Origin of the sequence: Flagellimonas alvinocaridis, assembly GCF_004916895.1 — a bacterium.
Classification (GTDB): Bacteria; Bacteroidota; Bacteroidia; order Flavobacteriales; family Flavobacteriaceae; genus Flagellimonas; species Flagellimonas alvinocaridis.
The window spans coordinates 436,710-452,917 of the sequence record NZ_SNTZ01000002.1; the positions used below are offsets into that span (position 1 = coordinate 436,710).

At 44.4% G+C, this 16,208-nt stretch carries 6 protein-coding genes and 1 tRNA gene; 4 read left to right on the forward strand and 3 right to left on the reverse strand.

Going from position 1 to position 16,208, the window contains the following annotated elements; translation table 11 throughout:
* Positions 1-102: 102 nt before the first annotated feature.
* Positions 103-1,440 carry a RagB/SusD family nutrient uptake outer membrane protein gene (locus tag EZV76_RS07355; protein ID WP_136565946.1) on the reverse strand — a complete coding sequence of 446 codons (1,338 nt, stop codon included), beginning with the start codon at positions 1,438-1,440 and terminating at the stop codon, positions 103-105.
* Positions 1,441-1,456: 16 nt separating this feature from the next.
* The gene (locus tag EZV76_RS07360; RefSeq protein WP_136565947.1) at positions 1,457-4,432 is read right to left on the reverse strand and encodes a SusC/RagA family TonB-linked outer membrane protein; all 2,976 of its coding nucleotides are present in this window, start codon (positions 4,430-4,432) and stop codon (positions 1,457-1,459) included.
* Positions 4,433-4,747: 315 nt separating this feature from the next.
* On the opposite strand from EZV76_RS07360, the gene EZV76_RS07365 reads away from it, so the two are divergent.
* Positions 4,748-5,497: a DeoR/GlpR family DNA-binding transcription regulator gene (locus EZV76_RS07365; RefSeq protein ID WP_136565948.1), complete on the forward strand. Its 750-nt coding sequence runs from the start codon at positions 4,748-4,750 to the stop codon at positions 5,495-5,497.
* A 4-nt stretch (positions 5,498-5,501) separates the two neighbouring features.
* A complete protein-coding gene (gene murQ, locus EZV76_RS07370; RefSeq protein WP_136565949.1) occupies positions 5,502-6,314 on the forward strand; it encodes an N-acetylmuramic acid 6-phosphate etherase in 813 nt (270 codons plus the stop codon).
* Positions 6,315-6,323: 9 nt separating this feature from the next.
* Here murQ and EZV76_RS07375 read toward each other — a convergent pair whose 3' ends face one another.
* Positions 6,324-7,448 carry a PQQ-dependent sugar dehydrogenase gene (locus EZV76_RS07375; protein ID WP_136565950.1) on the reverse strand — a complete coding sequence of 375 codons (1,125 nt, stop codon included), beginning with the start codon at positions 7,446-7,448 and terminating at the stop codon, positions 6,324-6,326.
* Positions 7,449-7,603: 155 nt separating this feature from the next.
* Between EZV76_RS07375 and EZV76_RS07380 the strand changes: the two genes are divergently transcribed.
* Positions 7,604-15,919: a T9SS type B sorting domain-containing protein gene (locus EZV76_RS07380; RefSeq protein WP_136565951.1), complete on the forward strand. Its 8,316-nt coding sequence runs from the start codon at positions 7,604-7,606 to the stop codon at positions 15,917-15,919.
* A gap of 156 nt (positions 15,920-16,075) precedes the next feature.
* Positions 16,076-16,149: transfer RNA gene (locus EZV76_RS07385), tRNA-Pro, on the forward strand.
* Positions 16,150-16,208 lie beyond the last annotated feature (59 nt).

The window sequence follows — 16,208 nt, forward strand, 5'->3', positions numbered from 1 at the left end:
AACGCTTCATGGAAATAAATAAAAAAGGCCTACTATGCACTAAATGTAGGCCTTTTCACTTGGATTAAATTAAAACAACTAACAACTCAAATAATTATATTATCAAATTGATGGATCTGCTGGAGTGCTGGTATTGTTGTCCCTTTCCGTATTCGGATAAGGATAAAAATTCCGATTACGCTCTTCATCAAAATTTTGAACACTTGGTGTTGGTTGAGGCCTACCAAACCTTCTGCTATCTTCCAAGCTTGATCCAGTCAGGAATAACTCAGCACGGCGGTTTTTGTATACTTCGTCCAAAAGGGCATCTACTGAAGTGTCCCCGGCATAAGCTGGTACATTGGCATTTACCCCAAATATATCATCTGTATCGGTCAAGACCTCGTTCAATGCTGCAATGGCCGCTCCAGTATCAGGTGTTGCCTTTCTTAGGTTGGCTTCAGCAATAATCAAGTTCATCTCGTCTGGAAGGTAAACCGGGATGGATTCAGTGTCGCCATCAAAGAAGCCTGCCAAATCCTCAATGGGCAATTGGTTTTGGTTTAGTTCATCCAATGGGATTAGATAGAAATCGAACCGACCGTCATTAACATCGAATGTAAAGGAATCTGGCAAACCAAAATTGTCCCTAGGCTTAAAGTTTGGGGCACTGTTCTGGTATACCCTGCTCCAGATTGGATTCAGGTTTTGCGAATCATATGTGAATACTGAACCTGAAGTCTGATCAACAGCTGAAGCGGCACTGATGGCAGCTTCATAATTACCTGCATATAGGTTGAACCTTGCCAACATGGCATCAATGGTATTGGTCAAATCGATATCACCGCGTAGGATCTCCGATTGGAATTCTCCTGAAATTGGGTTGGCTGAAATAGCTGCTTTGGCCTCGTTCAATAGGTTTATGGCCGCATTGAAACCTTCAATCCGAGATACAAAAGGCGGATTATCCTCCGAAGTGGCCACAATTACTTGTTCATAGCTTTGGGCCAAAGCTCCTATGCTCATGGCTTGATAGAGTTTGGCATAGGCAACCAAACCACTTTGGGTTCCGGGGTCAATATCTATGGCACTTGCATTTTCGGCTATATCTTCCGCAATACCAACAACCCGTAACATGGTGGACCAAAGTCCGACGACATTGGAGTTGGAGTTGGGGATATCGCCCCCATCTTCCAATTCAATCATGTTTTGGAAAGTGGTGGTAATGCCACCTTCCCTAGCCGTAATGGCAGGGGTTTCAACAATCCACCGTAAACCAGTGGTGGAATAGAGTTGCTGCATCCCAATAGTTGCCGCCAAGATACCTTCCCTGGAAGAGAATACTTGGTCGTCCGTCGCGGCATTGGGATTGTCAAAATCGGTTTCGCACGATGTGATTGCCACTACCGAGGTAAGCAATAACATCAGCTTTAGTTTTGTATATCTGTATATTTTCATCATCAATTTTTTTATTGGATTAGAAACTAACGTTAAAGCCTAGTTGATAGGTTCTTGGAATCGGTACTGTAGCAAAGTCAAATCCACGTACCCCGTTGCTCTGTCCGGCGGCACTGACTTCTGGGTCCCAACCAGAGTAGTCGTCCCAAGAAATTAGGTTTCTACCTACCAAGCTGATCTTCACATTGTCTATATACTCCCATTTAGGCTTAAAATCATAGCTTAAGGCTACTTCACGAAGTTTTACAAAAGAACCATCCTCTACGAATTCCTCGAAGATGTTGGCCTGCGCACTTCCGTATCCTTTGGGTAGATTACCCAAAAGTTCTTGACCTACTTGGGCGCCGCCACCAAAGATGACGTTATCCAATAATCTTCGGTTCCAGTTAAATACATCGTATCCCTGTACGGCATCAAACTGAACGCGAAGACCAAAGTTTTTATAGGAGAATTCGTTGATCAAAGAACCGAACCAATCTGGGTTGGGATCTCCCAATACTTTAGAAGACTCTCCATCCTCTGTGGTGCCCCTAAATGGGTATCCATCTGCATCCAGGGCAATGGAGCCATCCTCGTTTCTAGCATAAAACTGTCTGTAGAAAACCCCTAGAGGTTCTCCTTCTATGACGTAGTTGGTAGAGAAACTTCCTGCCAAGGCCAATCTTCCACCTCCGGCAACGTTGGTAACTTCGTTTTTGTTCTTGGAGAATGTGGCTGTAACATCCCAGTTAAAATCTTGGCTTTTAATTGGAACTCCTCTCAACAATATCTCAACACCTGTATTCTCTAAATTACCTACATTCTCGAATCGGGAGCCAAACCCACTTGAAGGAGCAAGGACCCTTGGCAATAGAAGGTCGGTTACTTTTTGTTTATAGTAAGAGAATTCGATACCCAATCTGCTGTTCAATAGTCCAGCATCAAAACCAATTTCAATCTCATCTTGACGCTCTGGCTTAAGGTTTTCGTTACCTTGGGCGGTAGAAGGAATCAAGCTTACCGATCCGGTCAAGGCATCAGGGTTGTAAACTGAAAATCTGTCAAATGCGCCCAAAGCGGTCAAGTTACCAGCCTGCCCCCAAGAAGCTCTTAGTTTGAACAGGTTGAAGGCTCCACCAAAGGTGTTTTTCCAAAAGTCTTCATCAGAAACCACATAAGACCCACTGGCTTTGAAGTACAACTGATTTCTTTCATCCTCCCCAAATGTTGAGGCACCATCCATACGCACAGCTCCATTGACGTAAATTTTGTCATTAAAGGAGAACGATTGTTGGAAAAAAGCACCCCAATAGGATATTTGGGAACGGCTTTCACCTTGTTCCAAAATACTACCTCCGGTGGCCGTTACCACTACAGGTGGAAGTCCTGTGGCATTGATGCCAACCCTGTCACGTTCTTCATATTGCCAGGAACCACCAAGGGTAGAGGTGGATGCGATGGCATCGGTGATATCTGCCTTATAGGTAAGGTTCAAATCAGAGTTGTACTGAAAGCTGTTCAAATCCGACCGTCTGGCATATCCATCGGCATTAGGGGATGTATTGTTGATAGGGATGTATGCTGTGGCGGATTGGTTGTAATAATCCATACCCAAGGTGTACTTGGCACTCAGATTATCCGTAAAGTTGGCATCCAAAGCAACGCTCGTGATGAAACGGTTGGTCTTCTGTCCGAAATCGAATCGGGCAACAGCTTCTGCCGGGTTGGTTCTTGGAACCAATAGTGAGGTTACCGGATAGACTCCTGATTCATCTGGAGCCGGGTTTACAGAGTTGTCACTGAAAACAAATCCAGTAATGGCGCCGTAGGCATTGTTGATACCCCCGTTGGGCACATCTTTGCTGACGCTTCGCACATAATTGAAACCACCAGTGATTTTTAGCCAATCAAAAGCTTGTTGGGTAAGGTTGGCCTTGAACCCATATCGCTTGAAGTTGGTGTTTTTTACGATTCCATCATTGCTCAAATGGGAAGCGGATAGGTAATAAGAGGTTTTTTCGGTACCTCCCGTCATGGAAAGGTAGTTTTCCACACCAAAACCAGACTCAAAGATTTCATCCTGTAGGTTGTATCGGTCAACGGCAACGGTGTTCAGGTCGGAACGATCGGTTGGAACGGTCCAAGCCAATGGTACTTTGTTGTAATCGACTTCCTTGCGGAGTTCATTGATACGTGTATTGGTCATAAAGGAAAATTTGGGCTCTCCACTTTTTCCTTGTTTGGTAAAGATTTGTACCACCCCGTTACTTGCCCGTGAGCCATAAATGGCAGCAGCAGCGGCCCCTTTGATGATCTCTATCTTCTCAATATCGTTGGGGTTGATGTCCGCCAAACGGTTTTGGGTGTTTCCACCTAAATCCACTAGTTCGTTGCTAGAGTTACTGATGATGATACCGTCCACTATATAAAGCGGGTCCGAATTACCGGAAATGGTACTGGGGCCCCGTAAACGGATGCTGATACCCCCTGCAGGGTCACCAGAGTTCTGCTGAACCAAGGCGCCAGTGATCTTACCTGCGATGGCTTGGTCAATTTGTGTGGCGCCATTGTCTACCAAATCTTCTGACTTGACCGAAGAAATGGCATTTCCCAGCGCTCTTTTGTTGGCTCCTGAACCCGTACCGGTAACAACCACCTCGTCCAAGCTCAACAAATCTTCAGAAAGAACGGCATCAGTGGTAATGGTGAGATTTCCACTGGCATCAATAACTATCTTTTGGGAAGAGAAACCCAATGAGCTAAAGGATAGGTTGTATGATCCAGATTGTAATGACGCTGTAAAGCTATAGTTTCCATCAAAATCGGTAACAGTACCAAATGATGTGTTTTCAATAAATACCGAAGCGCCTACCACTGGAAGTCCAGTGCCGCTTTCAGTTACGGTTCCCGTTAAAGTGTACTGACTTTGTCCAAACGCGCTCAACGTTGTGGCAAGTATGGCCAGCAGTACCAATCGGAACCTCATTTTTCCTAAAAAAGCATGAAGTTTTCCCATAAATCTGAGTAGTTTTAATTAAGAGTTAATAGCAATAATTTAGTTAGTTCAAGGCCTAGGGCCAAAGGGTTCATAGGCTTGTTCAGTGAATCTTCGAAACCTTATATAGACTTTAAAATTGAATGGATAAACCATGAAAAGAGCCTATAAAAATGTTGCAAAAATTCGAAAACCTATTGTCAAATATATGCAAAAACAGCAAAACATTGCATATAAAAGCGATTTTAATTGAAATAATCCAAATATCTGCCTATTTTTGCATTATATTGCTGTAATAAGCAATCTTTTTAAGATTTATTTAACTTTACCCGATATATGTTAAAGGAAGAACGGCATCGATTCATTTTAAATGAAGTGGGCATCCACAATCGGGTATTGCTGACCGATATTGCCAGTTTATTGGATGTGTCGGTAGATACTATACGAAGGGATATAAAGGAGCTCCATAATTCGAAATTATTGAAGAAGGTGCATGGTGGTGCCATTTCGTTGGGATTCAATAATTATAACCCAATAGGTAAGACCGTATATTCCCTTGAAGAAAAATCCCGAATAGCTGAAAAAGGCATATCATTGATTAAAGAGGGACAGGTAATTTTGTTGAGTGGGGGTACCACCAACCTTGAATTGGCCAAGCGCTTACCTTCAAAATTTAAGTTGACCTGTTTTACACCCAGCTTGCCCATTGCCGTACAATTGTTGACAAAGAGCAATATTGAGGTTATTTTTATAGGGGGAAGACTATCCAAGGATTCCCAGATTGCTATTGGTGGGAGCGCCATTAACATGCTTTCGGAAATAAAGGTGGACATCTGTTTTTTGGGAACCAATTCCATTCACCCCGTTGAGGGGCTTACAGAATTCGATTGGGAGATCGTGCAAATGAAGAAGGCTATGATACACAGTTCCAGAAAGGTGGTGTCTCCATGCATTTCTGAAAAAATAGGTTCCTTACAGCGTTTTAAAATATGCGGTGTAGAAGAGATAGACGTGTTAATCACCGAACTGGAGCCCTGGGATGTTAAACTCGATGCATTTAAGAATATGAACATACAATTACTGTAACCAAGTGAAAAAACACATCAAAATCACGGAAGAACCGTCACTTTATGACCAATTGGACCAAATGGACGCCTTGGATATTGTGACAAACATTAACAATGAAGATAAGAAAGTAGCCCATGCCGTAGAGGCGGTTTTGCCTAAAGTGGCAGAATTGGTAGATGAGATTGCCCCCCGTTTTAAGAAAGGTGGACGCTTGTTCTATATTGGTGCAGGTACCAGCGGACGTTTGGGCATTTTAGATGCTTCTGAAATTCCCCCAACCTTTGGAATGCCCCACGAAAGAGTAATTGGATTGATAGCTGGTGGAGATATTGCAATTCGCAAGTCAGTGGAGTTTGCCGAGGATGATACAGAGCAAGCCTGGAAAGATTTGATGGAACACAACATCAATACCAACGATGTCCTTGTGGGCATTGCAGCATCGGGGACCACACCTTATGTGTTGGGCGGTATTGCCGATGCAAGGAAGAACGGAATTCTTACTGCTGGAATCACCAATAACCCAGGGTCTCCTCTAGCTACCGATAGTGATATCGCCATTGAGATTAATGTAGGTCCAGAGTTTTTGACCGGAAGTACCCGTATGAAGAGTGGAACCAGCCAAAAATTGGTGCTCAATATGATTTCCACAGCGGTTATGATCCGTGTAGGTCGGGTTAAGGGAAATAAAATGGTGAACATGCAGCTGAGCAATATCAAATTGGTAGACCGTGGTACCCGTTATGTTATGGAGGAACTGGGTCTGGAATATGATGAAGCTGAAAAAGCCCTAAAGAAATACGGTTCCGTCAAGGCTGCCATTGATGCCCTCAAATAGGCATTTCAATTACATATCTGGCACCAATTTGTAAACTCCCTTGCCTTCTATGCCTACATAGATAAATCCGTCAGGGGCCTGTTTTACATTGCGAACCCTACCCATACCGTCCAATAGTTTTTCTCGGTATACAACCTTGTTGTTTTCTATCACCATACGTTCCAAATACTGAAATGATAGTGAACCAGCCAAGAGATTTCCTTTCCATTTGGGATATTTGTCCGAAGACACAAAGGTCATTCCGGACGGACCAATGGAAGGGGTCCATTGGTATATCGGTTGTTCCATGCCTGGTCTTGAGGTCTCATCCGTAATCTTTGTGCCGCTATAGTTGATTCCGTATGTAATAACGGGCCATCCATAGTTTTTCCCTTTTTGGATGATGTTGATTTCGTCCCCTCCTCTTGGCCCATGCTCATGCTCCCACAATTGTCCTGTTTCAGGATGAAGCGTTAACCCTTGGGGGTTTCTATGTCCGTAACTGAAAATGGCAGTTTTTGCACCGGTTTTACCAATAAATGGATTGTCATTGGGAATGTGGCCATCATCATGTAACCGGTATATTTTACCGCAATCCTTGGTAATATCCTGGGGATTTATGTCTCTGTCCCCGCGATCTCCAATAGAGAAGTACAAATAGCCTTTTTTATCGAATTCCAATCTAGAACCAAAGTGTTGTCCTTTGGTAGAATTCGGTTCGGCTTTGTAAAGCAGTTGGGTTTGTACAAGTTCGTTTTTGGAGAGTTTTGACCTGAAAATGGCCGTATTGCCCCCTTTTTGTTCTCCTTCGCTGGATGCAAAGGAAAAGTAAATCCATCCATTTTCCCTGTAATTGGGATGCAGTACAATATCCATAAATCCACCCTGACCGCGGGTATATAGATTTCCGGGAATATTCCCAATTTTTATGGTTTCGCCATTGGCATGAAGAAGGAGTTCACCTGATTTTTCAGTCACCAAAATACCCCCATTTGGCAGAAAAGCCATGCCCCATGGGTTTTGTATACCTGTAATTATGGGTTCAACAGTAAAATCAATGGTTTTGGGAAGATTAATGCCTTTGTCGGAAACTTGGGCGCATGATGTACCGAGCAGTACAACGAAAAAATAAATAAACACCACACTTTTTTTCATAGTTTTACGTTGAAATAATAGATTTTATAGATAAACGGCTACTTTTTTGTAGTTGATTGTTGACAAGATAAAGAGATTTTTATAAGTATAGATAACTACGATTTAGAATATTAAGGTCCCAAATCTAAATATTCTGTCCTAACAAGACTTAACCTATGCTCCCTCAAAAAACAAGGCATCTGCTATATGCCGTGTTGGTGGTGTCCATATCCATAATAAGTTCCACGGTATTAGCAAAGACAGAAGTCAAAAGGATACTTACCCATATAGTATCCTCGGTTTCCAATTCGGCTGGGCAGAAAGAGGCAACGGTTGCCACCGTGAATGCCCCAGTAAAGAACATGGAAACATCTTTCGGTGCGGCAAGTGCACCTATGTTCGCGACCATTATCCAAGGGGCCAATGAAGAAGTAACTTGTCCCAATGACGGCAGCACACTGGCCAAATTTTTCTTATGTGGTACCAGTGATGTTAGAACGCTTACACTTAGTCAATCTGGTGGAAGTTATGAATGGCAAAAACTAGATCCCAATACCTGTGCGCCAACTGTGGTGGACAATTGCCCCACAATCAATGGTGCCTGTACTTGGAATACGGTAGGCGTAAACCCTACTTATAATTTATCTACGGCAGGTGAGTTTAGGGTGCGAATAGGTTCTGGGCAATACTATTATTTTAAATCGACACTTAACCCTTTGAACCCCCAACTGATTAAAGAAGATATCATTTGTGGCAATCCGGGTAGGGTGGAGGTGACCAATGTGCCCGCCGGATACGAATACAGTTTGAACACTCCTGCTGGACCCTATCAAGATGCTCCGTTTTTTGATATTACCACATCGGGAAGTTACAGGGTATATGTAAGGCTGAAAAATGTTTCTGCGAGTGCTTGTGTATTTCCATCCAATGTTCTTACGGTTAATGATTTGGATATTTCGGTGGATGTTACCGCTAATGATATTCTATGTAGCGGGGAACTCGGAAGCATAGACGTTCAAGTATCCGGTGTCCCGGGATTTTATACATATCGATTGATAAAGAATGGGGTTACCGTGGATACCTTTGGTCCCAATTCAGCCGACGCATATACGTTTGCCAATGTAAGCCCAGGAACCTATAGTATAAGGGTAGAAACCAATAATTGCTCCGAAATCATTACAACGGATACATCGGGAGGAAGCATTACTATAGGAAATGGGATTAGCCCGTTGGCGGTATCGGCCACGGCTTCGGATAGTTTTGGTTGTGGGGCCACTTCGGTAAATGTGAACTTGACCACATCAGGGGGTACGGCGCCGTATCGTTTTAGTGTGGATGGTGGGCCTTTTGGCTCAACCTATACCGGTAGTACGAGTTTTACAGTATCGACCCCGAACACATACAATATTTTGGTAGAGGATGCCAACGGTTGCCAACGGAGTGCATCTGTTGATGTTCCCGATATTCCACCACCAATTTTCAACATTACCGAGGAAGATGCCAATTGTGGTGGCGCCAATGATGGTAGAATAACCATCAATGTTACCAATGGGTTTGGTTATGAAATTGAATATAGCATCAATAACGGAGCCAGTTTTCAAATAAGCAATGTGTTCTCCAATTTGGCTCCAGGCAACTATGATGTTGTACTACGGTACGAACAGGATTCTTTTACCTGTACCACTACACCACAAGTGGCGACCATTGGGACACCTTCAACCATTACGGCCACGGCCACCCCGAACTCTATGCCTACCTGTACCAATGAAAATGGGGGGCAGATTACTATTTCAGGGGTTTCTGGAGGAACGGCACCTTACGAATACAGCGTGGGGGCCGGCTTTAGCGCAAACCCTGTTTTCCCAAGCTTGGGGGTGGGTACCTACACCCCGCTGGTAAGGGATGCCAATGGATGTGTGCAAGCACTCCCAGATATTGTTTTCAATGCCTTGAATAAACCTACCAATCTGGATTTTGCCATTTCAAGTTTGGATTGTATCACTACCACGGCTTCTGTGCAACTTACGGTTACGGGAGGAACAGGCCCATATACCTATGAAATTATTGCACCAGCGACAAGTGTGGTCAATAATGGAAACAATGACACCTTTGCTGGATTGGGATTGGGGACCTATACCTTTAGGGTGACCGACAATGAAGGTTGCTCTTATAATGAAAATTATGCCATCACCGATATTAGTTCCATAGGGGTAACGGCTCAGCAAACAAAGGTGGTTACCTGTGTTGGGGATTCGGATGGGGAAGGACGGTTTTTAGTGGATGGATTCAATAGCACTTACAGTTACAGTATTGATGGAGGAACAGTCTTTACTGGACAAAATGGAAGCATCATTCCTTTAACAGGGCTATCCGCAGGAAGTTATGTGATTTCCGTGACTGATGAAGAGACCAATTGTACCGATACGGCAACTTTGGTGATAGAAGAGCCTTCAACAGCCTTTGCCATTTCCAGTTTGGATGTTACCGACATGAGCTGTCAAAATGGAAACATTGGCGCTGTTCGAATCAACACCGTAGGAGGATGGGGAGGTAACCGTTATACGCTTACCCAGCCGGATGGTTCAACCAGAGGGCCTAAAAATGGAAGCACTTTTTCCAATCTTTCCCAAGATGGTACGTATCAGGTAAGCGTGACCGATGCCAATGGCTGTACAATTACAGATAGTTTTACTTTAACAAGTTTGGATGCACCTACGCTGACTTTGGATGCGGGTGCTTCAGATTTTTGTTACGACAATTTTACAGCAGCCACCTTGGTGGTGAACGCTACTTTAGGGGCTGCCCCGTATCAATATCGAATTAATGGAGGAGCTTGGGGAGCAAGCAACAGTTTTTCTGGGCTTACCCCGGGAACCTACACCATCGATGTTAGAGATGCCAACGATTGTAGGGATACCGTTACGGAAATCATAGAGCCACAGGTGGTTGCCAATGCCACTACAATCCAAGAACTGGACTGTGCCGGACCACCTGCCCAGATTCAGGTGAATATCAGTAATGGATATACCTCTGGAGGAAATTACGATATATATGAAGTGAGTGTAAATGGGGCGCCGTATACTTCGGACAATAATAATATCACAGGAAACTCTTTTGTGTACAGCATTCCCAATGATGGCTCTATAGTTTCAGACACCACCTTCCAGTTTTTGATTACCGATGCCAATGGCTGTACCAACGAAACCAATGTGGTAACGATTTCGCCAACAGAGCTCATTGCAGGCTCTGTTGTGGGTACCGATACCCAATGTGGTGATAACACAAGCGGTATTGTAGAACTAATTCCGGATACAAGCCAAGGAATACCTCCCTATGAATTCAGTAATGATAACGGGGCTACCTTTAGCACACAGAATATTTTCTCGGGATATGGTCCTGGAACCCACGGTGGATTTGTAATTCGTGATAGTAGAGGCTGTGTAAGCCCAGCCTACGATGTAACCATTGGGGCCAGTGTTCCATTGGATGCCACGGTTACCCCCACAGACCCTGTGTGTTCGGCGGGATCGGTTAACGGTTCCATTTCCACAACCATAAACAATGGCGTAGCCCCTTTTGATTATGTACTGTTGGATGTGGCTGGAAATCTAGTGGCCTCTTCCATGGGAACGGGAAGTACAACGGTAAACTTTCCCAATCTTCCTGCTGGGGATTATACCATTGTAACCACAGATGCCCAAGGTTGTGAAGATCGGGATCAAGTGGTCTTGGACCAAAACACCCTGGATTTGATACCTTTGGATGCAGCTCCGTTGAATTGTACAGACCCTTTCCTTTCGTATAGGGTACAAGCTGTGGGAGGCACCGCCCCTTATGAATTTAGGCTTGTTGGGGGAGGCCCATTTGTGCCTGCCAATGTAAATGGTGTGGATATTCATGATTTCTCGGCCATAGTGACCTTTGGCGTAACGTATTTTGTGGAAGTCAGGGATGCCTTGGGATGTATTTACATTGAAGAAATAGATCCCATAACAGCTCCTACCCCAGTTACTGTAACAGCAACATCTACAACAGCATCGTGTAATGTGGCAGGGAGCGGGTCCATCAACTATGAAGTTTCGGGATTACCTGCCAATCCGGCCAATTTTACGGTAACCCTTCAAAATACGGATACCGGAGTCACACTTTCTGGTCCGACAGCATTTACCAATGAAACCCTTCCGTTTTCGGATACTTTTACGGGATTGGCGCCAGGTAATTATCAAATTATCGTTAATGATACCGATACCGGATGTACGGGAAGTACTTTGGTGTTCATTGATTTTAGTTCACCGTCCATTACCATTGATAATTTTGTGGAAGCTACCTGTAATGCAGGTGCCTTGGTCACAGTTCGAGGTTTTGGAGGTACGGCCCCATTCAATTATGCCTATGTGCCTTCAGGAGCTGCGGCACCTACAGTTTTCTCTTCGGATACGACTTTTGAAATAGCAGGGCCTTATCCTTCCAATTACGATTTTTATGTGCAGGATGCCAATGGTTGTACCGCTTTTACCACATTATCGGTAACCCAAGAAGCAGGTGTGCCCACTCCGGTCATTGATGTGGTCAACCAGTGTACGGCCACCAGCGGCTATCAGATTCATATGGTATCTCCATTGACTTCAGGCCCCGAACCAGAAAACACCTTCCAGTATGATATTGGTAGTGGATTTCAAACTGGTACCACTTTTACAGTGCCCAACCCCGGCAGTTATGTGATTACTGTAAGGGATGGCAATGGTTGTACCAATACCGTGACCGCAGAAGTATTCGATTTCTTTGCGATTTCGGCAGATGCTACTTCGTTCCCTACCTGTAATGCAGGAGATGGGGTCATTACGGTGAACACTACGGGAGGTAGTGGTAATTTTGAGTATCAATTGCGGGATGCGGGTACCTTGGCCAATATAGGTCCTGCCCAGTATACCAATGTTTTCAACAACGTTTTGCCGGGAGATTACAATATTTTGGTAACCGATTTGAGTTCCAACACCACGCCGTTGTGTTCTGATGAGGCCATAGTCAACGTGTCCACCGTGAACACTCCAGTGATCACAGCCACTCCAAACAGTGATGTTACCTGTAATGGAGCGGATAATGGTACCATTTCTGTGGAATTGCAACCCGGAAGTGATACCGATACCCCATTAAGTTATATCCTTTATGTAGGTTCCGGTTCCACGATTTTTGCCGGCCCCCAAGGTTCGCCCGTCTTTGATGACCTGCCTCCAAATACCTATCAGGTTGAGGTGGTATCCGATAGAGGCTGTACCGATAGATCAGGAAACATCATCATAGATGAGCCCTCTTTGTTGGAATCCAATGCCATAAATACCGAGTTCAGCTGTAATCCATCCAGCAATCAATTTAGCACGGCCACCATTACCATTTTTACCGACACCAACGGGGATGGAACGGGAACTGCCACGGGAACTGGCCCATACACCTATAGTATGAACGATGGTACTCCTCAGTTTGATGGTACCAACTTCCAGACCAGTAATACATTTGAAGTCATTGACAATGGAACCAACCAGACCATTACATTGACAGTCCGAGACCAAAACGGCTGCGAGGACACATCAACCGTAACCATTAACAGTCCAACAGATATTACATTCAGTTATAATGTAAATCCAATTACCTGTGATGTTTCCGAAACAGGTGTGAATCCAGGTACCATTGACATTATCATCAATGAAGGACCGGGAAACTATGAGGTAGAAATCCTTCCGCTAGGTTCGGAACCTGCAAGAAGTTCAGGTGGAACTGATCGGGTTACATGGGATATTACCAACCCGGGCGACTATATTTTTGCAGTGACCGATGTGGGCAGTGGTGGATGTACCTATCTTACCACTACGGTGAACATGCCAGAGTACAATACCATGGAAGCTTTGATTGCCGAAGTGCAACCTGTTACTTGTTTCAATGGTAGCGATGGTATCATCAGTTTGGAAATCAATAATTATAGCGGACAATACAACTACGAAGTGTTCACAAGGGATAATGCCGGTGTGGAAACTTCGACAGGTGTTACCGGTAGTTTTGACACCAATGCACCCATAAATACTCCTGAACTCATCAACAATGTACCTGCCGGGAACTTGGTGGTATATATAGAAGCATTGGATTCCCCTTTCTGTGATGTGATCAGTAATGTTGCCACAGTTCGTTCTCCGGATAGGGCGCTTACAGTGGATGCCGTACAAACCTCCCCGGTGACCTGTAATGTTCCCGGTTTGGGTGAGATTACAGCGGCCGGAGATGGTGGATGGGGAACCTATCAGTATCAATTGGTGGCTTCGGATGGAACCATTTTGGTGGATTACCCCAATACCAATCCTGTTTTTGAAAATCTCTCCACAGATACCTATACCATAAACGTTAGGGATATAAGGGGGTGCGAGGCAACTCGGGATATCAATCTACCATTGCCAATTCCAATTTCTGCAAATATCGAGGTGGTACAACCTTTGGCGTGTAACAATGACAACAATGGAATTATCCAAGCATTTGCCATTGCAGGAGGACAAGGCCCAGGAAATTACCTCTATCAATTGAACAGGATTACAGATGGTACCAACAGCGGGCTTCAGACCACACCAACTTTTGCCAATCTATCCGCTGGAGATTACAGGATTACCATTTTTGATGGATGGAACTGTAGCTTTACCACAGATTTGATAAGCGTGGAGGACCCTGAAATAGTTGTGGCCGAGCTTGTGGAATTGCAACCTCCCGGTTGTGGGGATTTGGGAAGAATGGAATTAACGGTGACCAATCCTGAACCTGGAGTGGACTATTTCTACCGAAGAGCAGGAACAACGGACCCATTTGTACCATTTGGCGCTGGGATGACGAGTGTGGAAATTGCAGAAGATATTACTATTGACCCAGGACCTTTCCAGTATGATGTCCAAAATTCAAATGGATGTCCGTTTGAAAAGTCTAACCAAATTTCCTTGGACCCAGCTGCACCTTTGGTGATTGCATTGGATTTGACCAACGCCACCATCAATTGTGCAGGTGAGGCAACTGGAATTATACGCTCGGAAGCCTTTGGCGGTATTGGAAGCTATATTTACACCTTGGTAAACTCCAACACCCTTCCCGTGACCGCGGCCACTATTGTTCGTCCTGCGCAAAGCTCCGGTATCTTTAGGGAGTTGAACCCCGGAACGTACTATGTATATGCACGAAGTGGTGGATGTGAGGCCATATCGGACCCCATAGTTATTGAGCCAAAACCACCTTTGGTATTGGAGTATTTGGAGGCAGTTCCCGTAGTCTGTGCCGGAGACGCCAATGGACAGATCATTATTGAAGCCAGTGGTGGTACTGGAGCCATTAGATATTCTATTTCTGATACCTTGAGTGAATTCTTTGAAGGGGATGATCCAAATAATCCGAACAGGAAGACTTTTAATGATCTTGCTCCTAGAACCTATGATATTATTATTCAGGATGATTTGGGCTGTACTATCACCAGAACTGTGGAAATCACTCAGCCGGCCGAACTGGTGGCAAGTGTTGTTTCTACTACCCCGGAAGTCTGTCTTGGTGATAATGATGGTACCTTGACTTTAGGAGTTACCGGAGGAACGGCCCCATACTACACGAGTGTGAATTCTGCGGATGATGCCGATTTTGTCCAGAATGACAGCTTATTTTTTGACAATCTGGCAGGAGGCGAGACTTACGTAATATTTGTTAGGGATGCCAATGGTTGCCAGACCAATGTTGTGGCAGATATAGGCATTGGGATAGAAATAGAAGCTGAACCTGTGGTGGAGTATGGTTGCGACGGTATTTTCCCGAATAGCACTGTTCGTATCAATATTGCAGATAATTCCCAAGTTCCGCAATTACTATTTGCCTTGGATGTGGATGATATTTCCATGGCTACCGAGCAGCGTACTTTTGGTGACCTCCCCGCGGGAGAGCACACAGTATTCATTTATCACCAAAATGGATGTGTAACCTTTGTGGAGTTTGAAGTTGAAGCTTACGAACCTCTAACCTTGGAAGCAATTAAGACAGGTCCCAATGAGGTAACGGCCATGGCAACGGGTGGTTTCGGAGGATACGAATATTTCTTTCAAGGAGAATCGTACGGTGAAACCAACATTTTTAACATCAGTGTTGATGCCAACATCAATATTATGGTACGTGATGAGCGGGGGTGTGTGGCAAACCTGGTAATGCCGTTTGATTTTGAAGGAATGCCTGAAATGCCAGATTTCTTTACACCGGATGGCGATAATTTAAATGATTATTGGTATCCTGGAAACCGTGAATTTTTCCCAAATATTGAGGTCATTATATACGACCGATACGGTAGGGTAGTGGCCCATTTGGACCAAGTGAAGAAATGGGATGGAAACTACGAGGGTAAACCCCTTCCCACAGGGGATTACTGGTATGTGGTAAACGCCAACGACAGGGAGAAACAACGCTTTGTAGGACATTTTACCTTATATAGATAGAAGGGGCTAAACAATTGCATGTACAGTTCTGGGCTAAGGTTCAGATACTTGTGCGACGTTTTCGTATGCCTATTTGGAAGAGAAGTGTTTTTCTTTTTTAATTTCAGGAATTGGCAAGGTAATATCTGTAAAATTTATATTTTTGCATTCCGTTTTCGGGATGTGGCGCAGTCTGGTAGCGTACACGCATGGGGTGCGTGTGGTCGCTGGTTCGAATCCAGTCATCCCGACGAACCATGGTTTTATGACACTAAGTAAAACCTTAATTAATTGAAAACCAGAAAATTAA